18 protein-coding genes are annotated in these 20,100 nt (G+C 38.9%); all 18 read right to left on the reverse strand.

Annotated features, from left to right (window positions below; genetic code table 11):
- Positions 1 to 116: 116 nt before the first annotated feature.
- Positions 117 to 1,307, reverse strand: coding sequence for an iron-containing alcohol dehydrogenase (locus MHH64_RS18080; protein WP_095310854.1), 1,191 nt, complete (start codon positions 1,305 to 1,307; stop codon positions 117 to 119).
- 98 nt (positions 1,308 to 1,405) lie between these two features.
- Positions 1,406 to 3,316: a TRAP transporter large permease subunit gene (locus MHH64_RS18085; protein WP_339316401.1), complete on the reverse strand. Its 1,911-nt coding sequence runs from the start codon at positions 3,314 to 3,316 to the stop codon at positions 1,406 to 1,408.
- 52 nt (positions 3,317 to 3,368) lie between these two features.
- Positions 3,369 to 4,427 carry a TRAP transporter substrate-binding protein gene (locus MHH64_RS18090; protein ID WP_095310859.1) on the reverse strand — a complete coding sequence of 353 codons (1,059 nt, stop codon included), beginning with the start codon at positions 4,425 to 4,427 and terminating at the stop codon, positions 3,369 to 3,371.
- 33 nt (positions 4,428 to 4,460) lie between these two features.
- Positions 4,461 to 5,183, reverse strand: a complete 723-nt coding sequence (locus MHH64_RS18095) for a GntR family transcriptional regulator (protein WP_340002134.1) — start codon at positions 5,181 to 5,183, stop codon at positions 4,461 to 4,463.
- 277 nt (positions 5,184 to 5,460) lie between these two features.
- The gene (locus tag MHH64_RS18100; RefSeq protein ID WP_095310863.1) at positions 5,461 to 5,901 is read right to left on the reverse strand and encodes a hypothetical protein; all 441 of its coding nucleotides are present in this window, start codon (positions 5,899 to 5,901) and stop codon (positions 5,461 to 5,463) included.
- A gap of 218 nt (positions 5,902 to 6,119) precedes the next feature.
- Positions 6,120 to 6,272 (reverse strand): hypothetical protein, encoded by a 153-nt coding sequence (locus MHH64_RS18105; RefSeq protein WP_303447574.1) that lies wholly within the window; start codon positions 6,270 to 6,272, stop codon positions 6,120 to 6,122.
- A gap of 118 nt (positions 6,273 to 6,390) precedes the next feature.
- Positions 6,391 to 7,221 (reverse strand): aldo/keto reductase, encoded by an 831-nt coding sequence (locus MHH64_RS18110; protein WP_340002135.1) that lies wholly within the window; start codon positions 7,219 to 7,221, stop codon positions 6,391 to 6,393.
- 133 nt (positions 7,222 to 7,354) lie between these two features.
- Positions 7,355 to 8,293, reverse strand: a complete 939-nt coding sequence (locus MHH64_RS18115; protein WP_251659274.1) for an MBL fold metallo-hydrolase — start codon at positions 8,291 to 8,293, stop codon at positions 7,355 to 7,357.
- A 57-nt stretch (positions 8,294 to 8,350) separates the two neighbouring features.
- Complete coding sequence (locus MHH64_RS18120; protein WP_251659276.1) at positions 8,351 to 9,943, reverse strand: long-chain-fatty-acid--CoA ligase; 1,593 nt, start codon at positions 9,941 to 9,943, stop codon at positions 8,351 to 8,353.
- Positions 9,944 to 9,970: 27 nt separating this feature from the next.
- A complete protein-coding gene (locus MHH64_RS18125; protein WP_303447570.1) occupies positions 9,971 to 11,128 on the reverse strand; it encodes an acyl-CoA dehydrogenase family protein in 1,158 nt (385 codons plus the stop codon).
- Between the two features lie 29 nt (positions 11,129 to 11,157).
- Positions 11,158 to 11,934: an enoyl-CoA hydratase/isomerase family protein gene (locus tag MHH64_RS18130; RefSeq protein WP_251659280.1), complete on the reverse strand. Its 777-nt coding sequence runs from the start codon at positions 11,932 to 11,934 to the stop codon at positions 11,158 to 11,160.
- 12 nt (positions 11,935 to 11,946) lie between these two features.
- On the reverse strand, positions 11,947 to 12,924 hold the full coding sequence (locus MHH64_RS18135) for a nitronate monooxygenase (protein ID WP_340002136.1): 978 nt from the start codon (positions 12,922 to 12,924) through the stop codon (positions 11,947 to 11,949).
- A 47-nt stretch (positions 12,925 to 12,971) separates the two neighbouring features.
- The gene (locus tag MHH64_RS18140; protein WP_118889857.1) at positions 12,972 to 14,588 is read right to left on the reverse strand and encodes a long-chain fatty acid--CoA ligase; all 1,617 of its coding nucleotides are present in this window, start codon (positions 14,586 to 14,588) and stop codon (positions 12,972 to 12,974) included.
- Between the two features lie 39 nt (positions 14,589 to 14,627).
- A complete protein-coding gene (locus MHH64_RS18145; RefSeq protein WP_118889856.1) occupies positions 14,628 to 15,761 on the reverse strand; it encodes a CoA transferase in 1,134 nt (377 codons plus the stop codon).
- 20 nt (positions 15,762 to 15,781) lie between these two features.
- Positions 15,782 to 16,933, reverse strand: a complete 1,152-nt coding sequence (locus MHH64_RS18150; protein ID WP_095310883.1) for a thiolase family protein — start codon at positions 16,931 to 16,933, stop codon at positions 15,782 to 15,784.
- An 18-nt stretch (positions 16,934 to 16,951) separates the two neighbouring features.
- Positions 16,952 to 17,719 carry a 3-hydroxyacyl-CoA dehydrogenase gene (locus MHH64_RS18155; RefSeq protein ID WP_095310885.1) on the reverse strand — a complete coding sequence of 256 codons (768 nt, stop codon included), beginning with the start codon at positions 17,717 to 17,719 and terminating at the stop codon, positions 16,952 to 16,954.
- Between the two features lie 21 nt (positions 17,720 to 17,740).
- Positions 17,741 to 18,334 (reverse strand): TetR/AcrR family transcriptional regulator, encoded by a 594-nt coding sequence (locus MHH64_RS18160; RefSeq protein WP_340002137.1) that lies wholly within the window; start codon positions 18,332 to 18,334, stop codon positions 17,741 to 17,743.
- Positions 18,335 to 18,622: 288 nt separating this feature from the next.
- Positions 18,623 to 20,065, reverse strand: a complete 1,443-nt coding sequence (locus MHH64_RS18165) for a DASS family sodium-coupled anion symporter (protein ID WP_340002138.1) — start codon at positions 20,063 to 20,065, stop codon at positions 18,623 to 18,625.
- Positions 20,066 to 20,100: the final 35 nt, after the last annotated feature.

The raw sequence follows: 20,100 nt of genomic DNA on the forward strand, positions 1-20,100 counted from the left end.
AGCTTTAATATCTGAATAAATAATCCTTCACTTTCATAATCCATACATGTTACTTATTCCATTACATATTGAACCCACTTGTTAGGACGTCACTACCAGCCAGAATAAGTAAATATTTAAGCTGTCTGGATTTGTGCTATTTGCGTTAATTTTTTTAGCAGGGAATGAAATATATGCTCCACATCGCAAGCTTCTGGAACTTTAGGATTAGTCACAATTCCATTACCGCTAAAGGAATCTTCTACAAGCAGCGGAATGCTATCTTTAAATTCCTCTAAGTCAATATATCGTAACGCATCCTCCCAAATGGCAAATTTATCATTATATGATTTAATTAGCTTATGAGCCTGTTTAGCTAATTGATCTCTTTCTCCAGTATCTTCTTCTCCTAAATTTACTGCAATAGCTGCATATTTCTCTGCTGCTGCTTCTAGGCCAAATTCGACTACAAACGGTAATAACAGCGCGACACTTAATCCATGTGGAATATTAAACCTTGCACCTAATGGTCTCCCTGCTGCATGTGCCAAATTTGTAGATGCATTGGAGAAAGCAATTCCGGCATAACAGCTTGCGAGCAGCATTTCTTCACGAGCCTCCACATTTGCTCCGTTTTCATAAACCTTAGGTAACGACCTGCCAATCATACGAATTGCGTTTAGCGCATAATTATCTGTTGTTGCGCTGGCAAGCGTTGATACATATGCTTCCATTGCATGGGCCAGTGCGTCAAGACCAGTGTAAGCTGTGAATTGACTTGGTAGACTTTTTGTCAGTAACGGATCTAGAATAGCAACATCTGGTACCAAGTCTTTATGTCCTGGATTCATTTTAATCTCTGTCTTCATATTTTTTACGACCATTACTTTTGTCGCCTCAGAACCTGTACCAGCTGTAGTAGGCACAGCCAGCAGCGGAAGCCTTTTCAACCGGTTTTGAGCAGCTATATCCTCCCACGCTAAAGTTGGATTAACCGCAAACACAGAAGCTGCTTTGGCAATGTCTATAGCGCTTCCTCCCCCGATTGCGACAACACAATCTGCATTAGATTTGAGCAGACTATCCAATGCGGCAAGAAGGTGATCAGTTGTAGGCTCTCCCCTGTAATCAGAAAAAATCGTAACTGCAAGATTTTGTTTTTGTACGATAGATTTGATTTTCACATCATAATTTAGACCTTCAGAAGCTAGAAACGCATCCATTACGACAAATAACTTCGTTGCTCCATTTTCAACTGCTATTTTCCCTAAGTGTTCTAAGCTATTTGATCCCAGTTCAATTTGACGTGGTAAATATGTTGAAGCCATTATTAAACCTCCTTCAGTAATTTTCCATCTGATAATTTTTTCAGTATTTGCAGTTACTCACTCCCTTCAAAGCACTATTATTAAATGAACGAAACCCATTACCTCATATATTCAACCAGCCATAAGCTGATATCTGGTATATAGGTGACAAGTAGCAGAACAACGACCATCGTAATTAACAATACTCCAATTCCTTTAACCACTTCCTCTATTTTCAATTTGGCTACTCCAGCTGCAACAAATAAATTCACTCCTACTGGTGGTGTAATGAATCCAATTGCTAAATTGAAAATCATAATCAAACCGAAATGAACTGGGTCTACCCCAATTGCTAGTGCCATTGGCAGCAAAATCGGTGTTAAAATAACGATTGCCGCTAATGACTCCATTATTAAACCAACGAGTAATAAGAAAGCATTTAGTAACAGCAGAATGACCCATTTATTTTCACTAATACCCAGTACAAAGTTAGCTACTACTTCTGCAACTCTTTCCAATGTGATTAATCTCCCGAATATACTTGCCATCACAATTAGTAAAATAATGACCGAGGATGTAATGCCTGCTTTTGCTAGATTTCTATATAAACCTTTAAAATCCATATCCTTATAGATAAACATTCCTATAATAATTCCATAGCCAGCTGCAACTGCTGCCGCTTCCGTAGGGGTCATGAATCCACCATAGATACCGCCTAAAATAAATATGGGAACGAGTAAAGCTAGTTTGGCATCCCACGCAGCAGACAATGTATTTTTTAAACTGAAAGCAGTTTTATCTCCTCGCCAATCATTCTTTTTTGCAATAAAGTAGGTCACCACTATTAAGGCAATGCCTGTCAGAATTCCAGGAATTATTCCTGCAATGAACAATTGTGAAATCGACTGTTGGGAAACAACTCCATAAATCACCAGAGGATTACTAGGGGGAATAATAACTCCAATTGTTCCTGCAGCAGCTACGACCGCAGTTGCAAACCCTGGTGAGTATCCTTGCTTGATCATAGCTGGTATTAATAATGTTCCAATAGCTGCAACCGTTGCAGGACCCGACCCACTAATCGCTGAGAAAAACATACTTGTCACAATTGCTACGAGTGCAAGACCACCTGGCAAGTAACCAAGTAACTCATCTGATAAATTCAATAGCTTTCTGATGATGTTTCCACCACCCATAATAATTCCAGCAGCAATAAAAAACGGAACAGCCATGATTGGGAAATTATCAATACTTGTAAATGCGGTCTGCGGAAAAAAATCTATTGGAATTGCATTGGTAGCTAATACCGTTGCTAATGTACTAACACCGAGTGCAAAAGCAATCGGCATACCAAGAACAATAAACAATATAAAATAGCCAAATAGCAACAAGGATATGCTTGATTCACCTAAGGTCAAGACAGGAAGGATCATTATAAATGCAAGGATTGTTCCAATTAGTCCATCCTTTACATCCATATGTTTTGTATCCTGCATTAGATTTTGAATTAAGCGGATTGCCATAAGCAAGAAGCCAAGTGGTACAGCGCTATAAGGGATTGCCATCGGCAGAGATAATGCTGGTGTAGTCTGACCTGTTTCAAACTGGAACATAATTAACGTGTATCCATATTTAACAATCATGTAGCTGAAGTAAAGCATAAAAATTGTGTTGGCAATATGAATCGATTTTTGTAATCCTGAAGGAAACCTGTCTACTAAAGCAGTAACCTGGATTGAATCTCTCTTTTTAATAGCTAGACTAGCACCTAGAAATGAAACAAAAATAAAAATGTAGCGGGAAACTTCTTCTGTCCATGTGGTAATATTAGCAAACTCAATAAATGGTAAAATATATCGATTGATCACTTGAAGATTAATTAAGATGATAAACGTCAGAAAGCCCAGTACAATTAGCACTTCCTCAAATCGCTGATCCATAAATTTCAATGTTTTTAGTAATCCGCTGTTTTTTTTCATTAGTGGTGAATTATGATGCCTATTTTCCATTGCGGATAAATCTCGCCCCATATTTTCTCAGCTCCTCCCACCCAGTTGAGGGATTTTTTAAAACTGAAATAGATTATTTAAAGATGTCTTCCCTTGTCTTCCCAAGTGTTTCAAGAATGATGTCGACATACTCAGGCTCTGCCACTCCCTCTTTCACAAACTGATCCCAAACTGGCTCTGCAGTTTGCTTCCATATCTTCATTTCTTCTTCTGTTGGTTCATAGATTTCAATTCCATAATCAATAAACTGCTGCTTTGCTTCGTCTTCTCTTTCATTCGCAAGATCACGTTGCCATTCCGTTGCCTCTAGGCCAGCCTCCATAATGATATCTTGATATTCCTTTGATAGTGCATCAAATTTATCTTTATTCATAACAACGATGTCCGAACTGTAATTATAATTCACCTCAGTAGCATAATTTAACACCTCTTGATGTTTGGAATCCCAAAGCAAAGAATAGCTATTTCCTTCTCCTTCTACTGTACCTTGCTGCAATGCAGTAAAGACCTCTGACCAAGCTACAGGTGTCGGACTTGCACCAAATTCACTAAAATCAGCTTGTTCAATTCTAGAATTTGTTGTTCTAATTTTAAGCCCGGCCATATCTTTTGGAAGTTTAACTGGTCTTACGTTATTAACAACCTGACGAAATCCATAGTCAGGAAAGAATATAACTTTGAATCCTGACTTTTCCATTTCCTTTCGAATGATTTCTCCTGGCTTCCCATCTACGGCTTTATACACTTCTTCTTTATTCTCAAAAATATAAGGAAGATCCCAAGCGGTAAAATAATTTGTGAAGCTAGTCATATTTGGAGTAGAGGAGCTGGCCAATTCCAGACTTCCTCTCTGAGCACTTTCGATTACTTCTCTATCACTTCCGAGCAGAGAATCGTGAAATGTATCCACGGTTATTTTTCCATTTGACTTCTCCTCAACTAGTTCCGCAAATTTGTTAATTCCGATTGAAACTGGGTGACTACCAGCTTTTGATTGACCAAGTCGCAGTGTTATTTCCTCAGATTGACCAGCAATAGCATTTTGATTGAGTACATTATTTCCAATCAACGTAAAACTTAAGAAGGCTAAAATAACTAGGAGGATAATAACAGTGGATTTCACTTTTTTCATCAAATAACTCCTCTCATTTGATAACGCTTACATTTATGTTAGTTTTCTTTTTATTTTGATACGGAAAACATACATATCCGGACGATATAAGCCTTGGTAAGACTCAACAGCTTTTCCAAACTGATCATAAATAACTCTTTCTGTACAAAGTACAGTTGAGGATTCAGGTATTTCTAAATGTGCAGCTTCTTGTTTATTAGCTTGATGGGTTGTAATTGATTGCTCTGCTTCACTTAAATTGATAGATAGTTCATTTTCTAACAGATCGTAAATTGTTGCTGTATTTAAGTCAAATGCTGAAAGCTTTATTCCTATTTCGGATGGATAAAAGTGCTTTTCAATTGCTACTGGAATGTTATCTGCAAAACGCAACCGCTCGATTAAATAAGCATCCTTGTTGAATTCAAATATCTTCACTCCATCTTGCTGTAATAGTTTTCCAGAATATAATAGCCTGCTGCTCGGATTCATTCCCGTTCTTATTACCGTATCGGTAAAGCTATTTAATGAGGTTAACCACTCTTGTATTGGGGGATGTTTAGAAATAAATGTACCTTTTCCATGAACCTTTTGAAGTTTTCCTTCATTTACTAATTTGGAAACAGCTTCTCTGACTGTCGTTCTGCTAACAGCATACATATCCATTAATTCTCGCTCACTGGGTATCTTTTCTTGATATGCTCCAACTCGAATTTGCTTTTCCAGCAAATTACTAATTTGTGCGTGTAATGGAATTGGTAAATCAGCATTAATCATCTACATCCTCCTTTGCATGTATACTAGTAGTGATGTCATGTCGTACGTACCAGAAATCTCATCTTGACGATTAAGCTATTATTTTCTTTTATTAAAACAGTTGCTTTTTTATAAGTCAATAGATTCTGTAAATTCGGATTATCAGAAATTATAATATACCTTATTATAATTTCTAATATTGAACATACATGCCAATCTCTATACTGTTGATAGAATCGCATAAAAACAAGAAAGGATGAACCTTTCTTATTTCTTAAACCTATATAATGGCTTCTAGCTATTTCAATACTTCACGATTATACGTCTTAACATCCATCACCTGACCATCTACAATGTAATATTGTGTTTCACCTCTTAAAACTACCCATGTTTTAATGGTGTTCTCACCTGTTTGAACCACGATAAAACGCCAGTCCTCATCATACACATTATTCAGATCCTGGGAGATATCTTTCTGGAGATTTCTTTCTTGAAGCTCTTTCATATTTAGTAAATTTATCCCACCACGATTGTGAACGTCTTCCGCTAACTCGTCCGATAACTCTTCTAGCGGGTGCCTCGCTAGATAATCCTCGGAAAAATATGTTTCTACTAATTCATCATCTTCCAATAAAGCTGCTTCATACATATCTGATACTACAGATACAGCTACTGCATTAAAACATCCGCTCAATAACAGCATTGGTATACATATCATTACGGCTATCAGTCGTTTCATAAAATAACCTCTCTTAGCAATTTCATCAATTAAATTCTAAGCTATTACTAGAAAAATTTAAACTCTAAACATTAGAAAACAGAGCATTCGGCTATAGGCGAATGCTCTAGTTGCACTTATGGAAGTAGAAAAGTTATTTTACTTTCCTACTTCCATAAATGATGCAGATTCATTTGAACCTTGCATCATTGATATGATAGATGTAAGATTTTTCTTTTTTAGTGAAAAAGGTTTTCATGCATAAGGGAGTGAATGTTCCACTGATCATCCACCGCATCTTCAGTGCTATTTAACGCTGAAACAATGATTAAAACAGAAATAATGAGAAGTGATAGTACGGTGACGATCCAAATCAGTTTGCGACCGGTCATACGTACACCTCCTGTTTGAATTGGTCAAATTGGCAATTGCTTTTTACTCTTTTTCTGACCTAATTCATTCTATGTACACTGTTTCATAGTTAGAATTCAAATGTAGCATGTTGCATTTCTAAAGATCATAGCTATCTGGATTTGTCCCTGCCCGATCATTGTTATTCATCGCATCCAACTTTTCCATATCCTCTTTAGTGAGTGAGAAATCAAATATGTCCGCATTCGCTTTAATCCTTTCATCTGTAATCGATTTAGGAATGGTAATAACTTCATGCTGAATATCCCAGCGCAAAATGATCTGCGCTGCTGTTTTCCCATGTTTTTTTGCAATTTCTATAAGTGTTGGATCATCAAACAATTGTCCACGTTTTAATGGTGACCATGCCTCAAAATTAATATTTTCATTTGCGCAAAATTCCCGCAGCTCCACTTGGCTTAAATGCGGGTGAAATTCCACTTGATTAATGACAGGTTGAACATGACTATCCTTTAATAAGTTCTGTAAATGATGTACATGAAAATTGCTAACACCAATTGCACGAACCCTGCCCTCATTATATAATTTTTCCATAGCTCGCCACGTTTCCTTATACTTTCCTTTTACTGGCCAATGAATGAGATAAAGATCTAAATACGCAAGCCCTAATTTCTGTAAACTTCTTTCATAGGCTTCCAACGTGCTCTCGTAGCCTTGCTCATCATTCCAAACCTTCGATGTAATAAAAAGCTCTTCTCTAGTGATACCAGACTCACTGATTGCCTGCCCAACCCCGACCTCATTATCGTAAAAAGATGCAGTATCAATACTGCGATACCCATACTTTAATGCCGCTTTAACAGCATTGACCACCGTTTCTCCATCTTCAACCTTATAAACTCCAAGTCCAAACCCTGGCATTTTCACATCATTATTTAATGTAACGGTATCCTGCAAATGTGTAATCATATCGAACCCCTCCTATTCCATTCTCCATCTATCTTATCTTAGCTTTTTTAATGGACATTGTTAATCTATATGTTTATTAGTAGGCATAAATAAATCCCAGGTAAACAATTAAATCGTTTATCTGGGACCCAATTTACAGTGTATACCAATACTTCCCATCTCTAATTTCCCGCTGACACTCCCCGTTATACCGTAGATATTCCAAGTGGGCGAGTGTTTCACCAACCGCAAACCTTGTTTCATGAATGGTCAGCTGCCTTTTGAAAAGCTTTTCAGTAGCCTCATAAATCGTACGTCCATTTTTTAATATACCTATAAGTACACCTAATCGTTCATCATGATGTGCTCTAATTTCATCAATCCGTTTGCTTGCACCGTTAAATGGGTTTCCATGTGATGGTACGACTAAATCAGCATCCAATTTTCTTATTTTAGCTAATGAGGTAAAATACGTTCCTAAAGGATTTGGGTCACCATGAAACCAGTAGGAAATGTTCGGTGTGATGCTTGGTAAAATATGATCGGTTGAAAGCAGCATATTTTTTTCTTTGTTATAAAAGCTTACTAGTCCATCTGAATGTCCAGGTGTAAAAATCACCTCATATTCATATTTTCCAATCGGAATCGATTCACCTTCCTCAAAATAATGGTAAACATTTGGATATGGTGTTACCAGCGGTACAAATTCCCTTGTATTCGAGCTCATTTTAGTTGCAACATCTGCAGGAATTCCCGACAGCTGATAGTTTTCATGCAGACCATTTAAAAAATGTTCCTGCCATGCTACCAGACCTGCCTCAGCATCAATACGTGACATCGAAACTTTTGCAGCCGTCTTTTTCTGCAACCCTCCAGCATAACCAAAATGATCTGGATGGTAATGTGTAATGATAATATTTGTTACTGTCTTACCATCCAATTCTTTCTCCCATCGCTCTGCAGTTGATTTATTATGCAGCCCTGTATCAATTACTTGAAAACCATTTTCCCCCTCTGCCAGAAAACAATTTACATGGTTTAGGCGAAAGGGAAGGTCAATTTTAACTAATTGGATTCCGTATTCTTCTAACACAACAATTCACTTCCTTCTCTAAAAACACACTTAAGCATAGCTTCGTTCTACTTCTTATTAGTTAACTTTCCTTTCTCCTTCCCAGAACATTTCACGTAACAGGTACTTTTGTAATTTACCCGTTGCAGTTTTGGGTAACGCTTCCACAAATTTCACAGCCTTTGGTGCTTTAAAATGTGCCATATTATCACGACAATAGCGAATTACCTCATCTTCTGTCAACGTCGCATCGGGTTGAAGCACGATGATGGCAAGCGGCACCTCTCCCCATTTTTCATCTGGAATCGCAATCACAGCCACCTCAAGGACATCTGAATGCTTGTACAACATACCTTCAACCTCCGTAGAAGATATATTTTCGCCACCGGAGATAATCAAATCCTTGGCGCGGTCACGAATTTCTATAAATCCATCCGGGTGGGTTACAGCAAGATCTCCCGTGTGGAACCAGCCATCTTTAATTGCTGCATTCGTTTTTTCCTCATCTTTATAATAGCCCTTCATAACTACATTTCCTTTTGTAATGATTTCACCTAATTCTTCCCCATTCCAGCGTACTTCCTCGCCATCCTGATGGACAACCTTTGTTTCGCCATTAAAGGCAAGCTCAATTCCTTGCCTCGCTTTTATCGTTGCTTGTTCATCCATTGATTTGCCATCAAACGCTTTTTTCCACTCACAGTAGAGGATAAATGGAGATGTCTCTGTTAAACCATAAACATGAATCATATTTAAACCGAGAATCTCCTGGGCTTTATGGATAAGTGCCGCTGCAGGTGGTGAACCAGCTGTTGCCATCCGTGGACTGGTCGTTATCATTACATCCTTTGCCTTTGGTTCGTTCACTAGCATATTAATCACTGTCGGCGCTCCACATAACAATGAAATCTTTCTTTTTTCAAACAGGTCTAAAATAAGTGGAGGGTCTACTTTTCGCAAACATACATGGGTAGCACCTGCTGCGGTAATTGCCCAAACGCCTCCCCAGCCATTTGCATGAAACATTGGCAATGTATGTAGATAGACATCATCATGCTCCACACGCAAATGATGTAAAAAATTAGCCGCGTTCATATAATTGCCCCTGTGCGTTAGCATCACACCTTTTGGATGTGAAGTCGTTCCGCTTGTGTAATTAAGCGTTAAAAGCTGATTCTCATCAAAATTCACCGAAGGAAGCATAAGGTCTGCTTGTACGCCACTTAGATAATTCTCGTAATCGATTCCAGTTAAAGAAGTCTTTTGATCATCAACAGCAACAACAATAATCGTTTCCAACGATAGCTTCTCTTGAATTTCCTCAATTGGTTTAGCAAATTCCTCATCAACGATCAGCATTTTAGCATCACTATGGTTAATAATATACGCTAAATCGTTTGCAGTGAGGCGGTAGTTTAATGGCACCATAACAGCACCTAACTGACAAATCCCATAGAAGCACTCAAGCATATAATGCGTATTCGGGAGCATCACTGCAACATGATCTCCTTCCCCGATCCCAGTTTCGATTAAAGCTTGGGAGAGCCTATCCACCCGATTGCCAAATTCTTTATACGTAAATTCCTTTTCTCCATCAATAACAGCAACTTTTTCTGGATAGTATTTGATTGCACGTCTTTTCCAATCTAGTGGTGTAAGTGGTGATAACATCGTAACAACTCCTTCATCTTTAATCGTTTATAAGAATAGATCTTTACCAATAATTAACTTCATTACTTCCGAGGATCCGCCATAAATTCGTTGTACCCTTGCATCTGCATATGCTCGGGCGATGGGATATTCTGTCATATACCCATATCCTCCAAAAAGCTGTAGACAATGATCCATCACTTCTCCCTGAACCTCGGTACAGCTTAACTTAGCCATGCTTGCTGTTACTGTATCTAATTCTCCCTTAATTAATAGATTTGTACATTCATTAGCAAAGGAGCGTTGAACCCTTGCCTTCGTTGCCACTTCTGCTAAAACAAATTGAGTATTTTGAAAGGAGGCGAGCGTTGTTCCAAAAAGTTCACGCTCTTTCACGTATTGAACCGTTTGCTCAATTATTCCTTCCATCGAAGCTACAGCATTGTTTGCAACAATTAATCGTTCCCTCGGTAACTCGCTCATTAAAATCTTAAAGCCTTGATCCTTTTCTCCCAAGATAGCAGCTTCCGTTACAAGAACATCTTCAAAGTATAATTCTGATGTATCACAGGAATGCAGACCAATTTTATCCAGATTCGTTCCTCGTTCAAAACCAGCTACAGGAACATCCACGATGAACAACGTTATTCCTCGAGATGGCTTTACATCCAAATTTGTTTTTGCAACAACGACAACAAAATCACAATGCTGTCCATTTGTAATAAATGTTTTAGAACCATTTAATTGATAAGCTGCTTGTTTTCTATCATACTTAGCGATCGTTTTAATCCCTTGCAAATCGCTTCCTGCTGCTGGTTCGGTCATAGCAATTGCACCAATCAATTCTCCGGTCGCCATTTTCGGAAGGTAGTGTTTCTTTTGTTTTTCTGTGCCGTAGTTTAATAGATATTGTGCAATGATTGTATCATGGACCGATAAATTAGCGGCAATCGAGTTATATCCTAATCTACTAAACGTTTCAATAATCGTTGTCGAATATAAAAATGTCGTTCCAAGCCCACCGTATTCTTCAGGTACCTCTGGTAAAAGAAACCCTTGATTTCCAAGCTTATTCCATAAATCTCTTGGAATATTTCCTTGCTTTTCCCAAGTAGCATAGTGATCAGCAATTTCCTTTCTGCAAAATTCTGCTGCGCTTTTACTAAGCAGATTAATTTCCTCTTTCTCTTCAGATGTCTGATGCATTTTCTCCTCCCCTTTGTGATGCATGATAACTACTTACCTTTGAAGCTAGGTTTCCTTTTTTCAAAAAAAGCACGAATTCCCTCTTCATTATCTTCTGTCTGAAGGAGTAGCGTTTGTACAGCTGTTTCTTGCATATCGTTCGTGTCATAAGTTAGTTCCTGTGAATGATTAACCAATTGTTTTACAAACTGATTGGCAAGTGGTGGACCATCAACAATAAACTGAGCAAACTCTGTTGCACCTTCTAATAAATTTCCTTCAATTACGCGATTAATAACGCCTTTTTCATGAGCAACAATTGCTGAAATCGGACGAGCCGAAGAAATCCACTCCTTTGCAAGATTAGCCGGTAGCTTTTCTGCTAATGCCTTGATGAGGCCAAGATCTGGAATAATCCCGACATTCGTAAAACTGCATACGAATTTTGCATCTTTTTGTGCAACAACAAAGTCTGCTGCAACTGCAATACTAAATCCAGCACCAGCAGCAAAACCATGAACCGCACTTACAACATATTTATCTAATTTCCTTATCGTTTGGATGATTGCTAAAGCACGCTTCATGTACTTCATAATTTCTACTGAGTTATTTAGGCTATTTATTGTTTCGAGGTCGCCACCAGCGGAAAACGCCTTCCCTTCTCCGTAAAGAATTATTGCCTTCACATCATCATCTTGATTTGCTTCCTCTAAAGCAGCTACTAGCTCATCTGCCATTTCAATCGATAACGCATTTCGTTTATCTGGTCGATTCATTGAAATATAAGCAATCTTGTTTTCTTTTTTTACTCGTACCACTTCCGACATGTTGAGCCCCCCTTATTGTTTAACAATAGAATTATATTCCCGACTTACTTTTTCCTGTGCGGCTTGATATTGCTTGTTCAGTTCTTCGGTAATTTCTGCAATGGACTGTACCTTCTCAATTCCACCAACACCTTGTCCAGCTCCCCAAATATCTTTCCATGCACGTATATTTGGATCCCCTAGCTCGGAAAAATCCATTTTTTTGTTTTCAGGTAGATTTTTCGGGTCCAGACCGGAATTTATAATACTAGGAATCAAGTAATTTGCTGGAATCCCACTAAATGCAGGGGTATAAACAATATCATCGATTGTTGATGCAATTGCCATACTCTGGTAACCCTCACTAGCCCCGCTCTCTTTTGCAGAAATAAAATGAGTTCCAAAATAAGCAAAATCTACTCCCAAAACCTGTGCTGCCAGTATATCCTCGCCCTTAGACATCGCCCCAGCAAGTATGAGCGGTCCGTCAAAAAAGCTACGTACTTCATGGACGAAGGCAATTGGATTTAATATCCCAGCATGACCTCCGGCACCACTGGAAACTAGAATGAGACCATCACTTCCCTTTTCCAGCGCCTTTTTTGCGAATTTGATGTTAATAACATCGGAGAGTACGATCCCACCATAATTGTGAACGATGTTTACTACCGGACTCGGATCTCCAAGTGATGTAATGACAATTGGTGGCTGGTGCTTTTCAATTAGTTGAAGGTCTTCCAAAAAACGTTTATTAGAATTATGGCTAATAAAATTAATAGCCCATGGCGCAATTTTACGGCCTGGATTTTGCTCTTTCAGTTGTGTGAGTTCCGACTTTATTTCTCCCATCCACGCATCCAGCTTTTCCGTAGTTCTGGCATTCAAGGCTGGAAAAGAACCAACGATTCCAGCGTTACAAGCTTCGATGACCATGGTTGGATTAGAAATTAAAAACATTGGAGCCATAATGACTGGTAGTGTCATTTGCTGCTTTAACTCGTTTAATTCCATTTTCTTCAATCTCCTTTACTTTTTTGTTTCCATAAAATAATCATGTATTACTCATTGGAAATTGCTAATTGTTTCTTGACTTGATCACGCAATGCCATTTTCAGGAATTTACCGACAGACGTCTTTGGAATTTCTTCTAAAAATAAAACCTCATCCGGTAACCACCATTTCGCAAACTGTGTCTTTAAAAACGCAAGTATTTCCTCTTTTGTGACATTCGCGTTTTCTTTAAGTACAACACAAGCTATCGGTCGTTCCTGCCATTTTGGATCTGGAATCGCAACAACAGCCGCTTCATAAATTGCTTCATGTGCCATTAATGCATTCTCTAAATCAACAGACGAAATCCATTCGCCACCACTCTTAATAAGATCCTTTGTACGATCGACGATTTTTACCGCACCTTCCTCATCTATCGTGACAACATCTCCAGTGTGTAACCAACCATCACGAAAAGCATCCGCCGTTCGTTCATCCTTGTAATATTGATCCGCTATCCACGGGCCACGAATCAACATTTCCCCCATTTCCTCTCCATCTGCTGCAACCTCACCATTTTCATTTACAACCTTAAGCTCAAGACCTGGAACAATCATTCCTTGTCTTGATCGGAATTCTAATCGATCTGCCTCCGATAAATCTGATTGATAACTTTTCAACCTGGAGACCGTTGCAAGTGGTGACGTTTCTGTCATACCATATGCATGGATAAAAGGAATACCATACGTTGATTCAAACGCCTTTATCATTCCTTTTGGCGCTGCCGATCCCCCACATAAAACAGCTCGTAAGCTTTTCATGTTGTAGCTTCCCTGCTCAAGTGCTTTTAATAAACCGAGCCAAATTGTAGGAACTCCGGCCGTTATTGACACTTGGTTTTCTTCGATTAGAGACGCTAATATTTGCGGTGTAGGCGAAGGTCCGGGCAGCACTTGATCTGCACCAAGCCAAGCTGCTGCAAAAGGTATCCCCCAAGCATTCACATGAAACATAGGTACAACTGGCATAGCTATGTCAGCTTCCGACAAGCCAACTGTATTCGCCATTCCAAGTGCCATACTATGCAAGTAGATTCCCCGGTGCGTATATAGCACACCCTTTGGCTTTCCAGTTGTGGCAGATGTATAACACAATCCTGCTGGATCATTCTCATCTAAATCTTCCCGAAATTCATATGTTGGATCAGCATCTTGTACGAGCGCTTCATATGAATATAAAGATGTTAACTTTGACTCTGGTAAAAATGCTTCATCTGTCATTACAACAAAAGCCTCTACTGTTTGGAGCCTGTCCTGTATTCTTTCAATTAGTGGCAGTAAATCGGGGTCAATTAAAAGAATCTTATCCGCTGCATGATTAATAATGTAAATGAGATGCTCTTCTGAAAGCCGGATATTAATTGTATGCAAAACTGCTCCCATACTTGGAACAGCAAAATATGCTTCCAGATGACGATGGTGGTTCCAAGCGAACGTTCCAACTCGATCTCCCTTTTCTATCCCAAGAGATTCAAGCGCACTAGCAAGCGATCGCATTCTTTTCACGATTTTCTTATACGTAAACGAATGGGTTCCAGATAGTGTTCGTGAAATAACCTTTTTCTTCGCATAATACTTTTCCGTATGATTGATCATAAAAGGCAGTGTCAATTGCGTGTTCATCATTGGGCATTTCCCCTTCTCTATTAATTAAAATATAGATAACTAATTTAATACGCCTATTTCTCGAAGAATTAATTCCGTGTGTTCACCACGTTTTGGTGCCGGCAAGAAAGTTTCTTTAGGGCTTTCCGACAATTTTATCGGGTTGCCAATTTGCTTCATATTACCTAATTCAGGGTGAGCTATTGTTTGTATCATTTCTCTTGCCTGCAGCTGCGAATCTTCCAGTGTTTCTTCCATTATCTTCACTGGTGTAACACATGCTTCCTTTTCAGAAAAGATATCCAACCATTCCTCCAAGGTTTTCCCGGCAATATTCGTTTGGATTTCGTGTATCATCTGCTCTTGTTTCTCCTTTGGAGCATCTAAACAGTCAATGAAATCCTGTCTTTCGATTCCTTCGCAAAAAACCTTCCAAAACTTTTGTTCAATGCCACCCATCGATAGAAACCGATTATCTTTCGTTTCATATACTTGGTAACAAGCAAACCCTCCGTTCAAAAGCTCTTCCCCCCGAGTTACTTCTCGTTCAGCAAAAACATTTGGCAATAGCATGTGCATCCAAGATACGACCCCGTCCAGCATCGATACATCGACAAGCTGTCCTTTTCCTGTTTTCTCCCGTTCAAATAATGCTAGCAAAATCCCTGCAATTGCCGGATATGCTCCACCACCAATATCAGCAATTTGTGTAGCTGGGATAACTGGTTTGCGATCCTTTTCCCCCATCACATGTAATAAGCCCGCATAGCTAAGATAGTTTATATCATGTCCAGGTTTGTTTTTATATGGACCGGTCTGTCCATAGCCAGTAATAGCACAATAAATCAGTCTCGGATTTATTTGTTTCAATGTTTCATAGTCAAGTCCAAGCCTCTTCATTACTCCTGGACGAAACGATTCCATAACAACATCCGCAGTTTCTACTAGCTTTAAAAAATGGCTTCGTTCTTTTTCAGTTTTTAAATCGAGACAGATACTTTTTTTATTGCGATTTAGAGAATGAAAGACTGCGCTATCCGCATCAAGCTTTGGTTCAAAGTCTCTTAAATAATCTCCAGCCACTGGATCCTCTACTTTAATTACCTCTGCACCAAAATCAGCAAGCATTAATGTACAATATGGGCCTGGCAGCAGTCTTGTGAGATCAAGTACACGTATCGCTTGTAAAACCATACCTCTCACCCTTTCAAAGCTTAATCGAGTCTTTCAATAATGGTTGCATTTGCCATGCCATGTCCTTCACACATCGTCTGTAACCCGAAACGTCCTCCGGTACGCTCAAGCTCGTGTATCATCGTCGTCATCAACCTTGCCCCGCTTGCACCTAACGGATGACCGAGTGCGATAGCACCACCATTTGGATTTAACTTCGAAGTGTCTGCTCCAGTTTCTTTCAGCCAGGCAATTGGAACAGAAGCAAATGCCTCATTCACTTCAAAAACATCGATATCTTCAATCGTCAGTCCTGCTTTTTTTAATACTTTCTCTGTTGCAGGTATTGGTCCAGTTAACATCAATGTCGGATCAGAACCAACTACCGTTCTTGCTAAAACTCGGAATCTTGGCTTTAGCCCAAGCTCTTCCGCTTTCTCTCGTGACATTAAAAGGATTGCTGCTGCACCATCACTAATTTGGCTCGCATTCCCTGCCGTTATCGTTCCGTCCTCTTTAAAAGCTGGAGCCAGACTTGCTAGCTTCTCGATAGATGAGTTAGCACGTGGACCTTCATCTTCCTTTAACATTGTTTTTGTTCCATCCGAATGTGTAACCTCAAGTGGCATGATCTCTTTTTCAAAATGACCTTTCTTTCTAGCTGCCACCGCTTTTTCATGACTGTTTAATGAAAATTCATCCATCTCTCGTCTTGTGATTCCCCATTTTTCCGCGATACGTCCTGCTGATAAACCTTGATTAATAATTTCATAGTTTCCTGTTAATGCATTACTCAGTTTAACCCCTTGCATATTGGAGCCCATCGGTACCCGTGACATATTTTCAATCCCTGCTGCAACAACTACATCCATATCTCCGCTAATAATTGCTTGCGCTGCAAAATGAACTGCCTGCTGACTTGAACCGCACTGTCTGTCAATGGTCGTACCTGGTACTTCGATTGGATAACCAGCAATTAAAGCTGCTTGTCTTGCAATATCAAAAGCCTGTTCCCCCACCTGGGTAACACAGCCCATGATGACATCCTCAACCAAGCCCGGTGAAATTCCTGCTCGCTTCACTACTTCTGCCAGTGGTTTTGCGGCTAACTCTTCGGCTCGAATACCACTCAATGATCCGTTCCGTTTTCCAACTGGAGTTCTGACTGCCGCGACGATTACTGCTTCTCTCATAGTTAACTTCTCTCCTTGTTATTTCGGCTGCATCCGGATCGCACCATCTAGCCGAATTGTTTCTCCATTCAACATTGGATTTTCGATAATACTCTGCACTAATAGCGCATACTCACTAGGTTTACCCAATCGTGATGGGAATGGTGTCATTTTACCGAGTTCCTCTCTTGCTTTTTCAGGTAAAGTTTCAAACATTGGAGTTAGAAAAAGACCTGGCGCTATTGACATCACTCTGATTCCATATGGAGCAAGATCACGAGCAATCGGAAGTGTCATCCCAGCAACGCCACCTTTAGAAGCACTATATGCAGCCTGTCCAATCTGTCCTTCAAATGCAGCAACAGAAGCTGTGTTGATAATTACACCACGTTCATCAAGCTCATTCGGTTCATTGGAACCCATCCGCTCTGCTGCTAAACGAATAACATTAAACGTTCCAATCAAATTGATCTGAATAATCTTAGAAAAGGCTGCTAAATCATGCACGCCCCTTCTTCCATAAGTTTTTTCAGCAATTGCAATCCCAGCACAATTGACAACTACATTAACTTTTCCAAAATGATTTTCCGTTTCATTCAGTGCTCGCTCTACACTTTTTTCATCTGTAACATCCGTCTCAACAAATAAACTACTTGTCCCTAGCTCTTCTGCAAGAATCTTCCCTCTCTCTTCGTTTAAATCAAGAATGGCTGCTTTTCCGCCATTTTTAATTATATTTCTAGTTGTCGCCTCACCTAGTCCTGATGCTCCTCCTGTAATCACAGCTACAGTACTTACTAGTTTCATCGAGTCCACCCACCCTTACTTTTATTTATTTTTTAGCAGCATGAGCATTACGTAATCTGCAATAACTGCGGCGATTTCTTTTTTATCTTTTTTTCCATCAGCTGAATACCACTGTGTCACCCAATTCATCGCGCCAAAAAGAATATTTCGAGCAATTTTCTTATCTAAGTTGCGAAATACTTGCGTGTGGATTCCTTGTTGAATTATTTCGTCAAAACAATGACTATACTTTGCCTGAAGCTCGCGTAACTTTTCCTGCTGTTCTTCTGAAAAGAATTGTTCCAGCTTCAACATGAGTTCAAACCCAGATTGTTCATGAATAACATGCTCAATATGAACAACCATGGATTGTTTCAACTTCTCTTCTATAGATATGTCTTGTTGTTGGATATATTTCACATTTTCAATACTGCGTTCCAGCAGCATTTGGTGACTTTGATAGAGTAGGTCCTGCTTATCTTTAAAATAATAATAAACAGCACCTTTCGTCATGAGGAGGTTTGCGGCGATATCTTCCATTGTCGTTCCTTGGTAGCCTTTTTCTGCAAAAATATGAACCGCAGAACGTAAAATCTCTTCCTTTTTCTTTGCTATCTTTCTTTCACGTAAAGACATTCATCACACATCCTGACAAACCATTTGTAATCGCTTTCATTTTTATTCTAGTTAGTTAGTTTTTGAATGTCAAGTATGTAGTCAGAAAATTTATATTAAATTTATAAATTAAGATTATTCTTATCGAAAAGAAAACCAGGATAAACTTTATATCCTGGTTTTCTTTGTGTTTTTTTATTCCATACCTCAATTATCCAATCATACTGTGCCCGCCATTTACGCTTATTGCTCCGTTCCTTGCAGAACCAGAAATGATTAAGCTCCTGTCACGACGAAAAAGTTCACCAATTACGGCCAAAACCCCAGCCACTTCCACCACGTAAATACGACAATCAAGGTTACAATCGTACTCGCAATTGTGGACAAAATACCAGGAAGATAAAAATCCTTTTGGCTGACCAATCCTGTTCCATGAACAACAACATTTGGCATTGTTTCCACAATTAATATATAACCAAACAACATTGTTATTGCTGAAGCAAAGCTTATAACTACAGGATCCAGACCAGTCTGTAGAGACAGACTAATCAATACAGGCAGTAAAGTTACAACCGCAGTCGATACATTGGTTACACCTAGGTGATAAAGTTGCGATACTAAGATAACCACGAATATAGAAATCCACGGATTCGAAAATACATTTAATATGTATTCTGATGTAATAAGAACTTCTAGTAACTCAATTGCTCCAGACTCAATTAAAGCAAAACCTAAAGAAAGAGTTGCCCCGATTAATAATACTAAATCAAAATTTATATTTACCAGCTTTTTCCATTCCACAAAACCAATTCCAGGCATTGCCATTAAAAATACTGCCATTAAAGCCGGAACTGTTGGATGATAGCCATGTAATGATTCGGTCATCCACAGAAGTACTGTAATGAATAAAATTACAATACATTTTATTTCGGAGCTGGTAAGTCTACCGAGTTCCTGGTTTTGCTCTCTCATAGTTGATTGTAATTTATCAAAGGAATATTCTTCAGGTGGAAAGCATTTCCATACAATATAGGGAATAACAATAATTAAAATTAACCAGATAGGAAATGTATACAGAAACCAGTTCAAATATGATATTGTTCTTCCAACATATAATTGTAAAATCTCTATTGTTAATATATTCCCAATAGCAGCTGTTAAAATTGCCGTACCACTGATATTACCTGCATAGGCAGTGCCTATAAGCATAAGTTTGCTAAAATTACTTCCCTTTTGCGCCCCAACCGATTTGAGTATAGAAACAACAACAGGAATCATTAATGAAGCCCGTACTGCAGTTGCCGGTATAAAAAAGGCTTGAATTTGCATAAGTAAAAATATCCCGATAAAAATACCCTTTGCAGTTGATCCCCATTTTTGAAGCATCCAATAGGTGACTCTGTTCATTAAAGGAGTTTCATTAACCCCTTTAGCAATCATCATTCCAGCAATAATTAAAAATACAGCGGGGGATGCAAAACCACTTAATACGACATCTACTGAAACAGTATGTAAAAATAGTAACAAAACAAGTACGAGGACAGAGGTCATTCCAAGCGGCAGTGATTCAAAAGCCCATAATAGCAACCCGTAAACCATAATCGATATTGTCGCTTTTGCTGACCAGTCTATATCTTCTGGCAACAGAAACAATAGCCCTAAAAAAATGACTGTAGAAAATAAGAACGAGACTATGTTTCCTGACATCTTTATTCTATTGGGTTGATGCTTGCCTTTCATTTTGAAAAACATAGATTGTATCCTTCTTTCAGGTTCTTATAGTCTTT

Source organism: Oceanobacillus sp. FSL K6-0127 (genome assembly GCF_037983385.1).
Taxonomy (GTDB): Bacteria; Bacillota; Bacilli; order Bacillales; family Amphibacillaceae; genus Oceanobacillus; species Oceanobacillus profundus.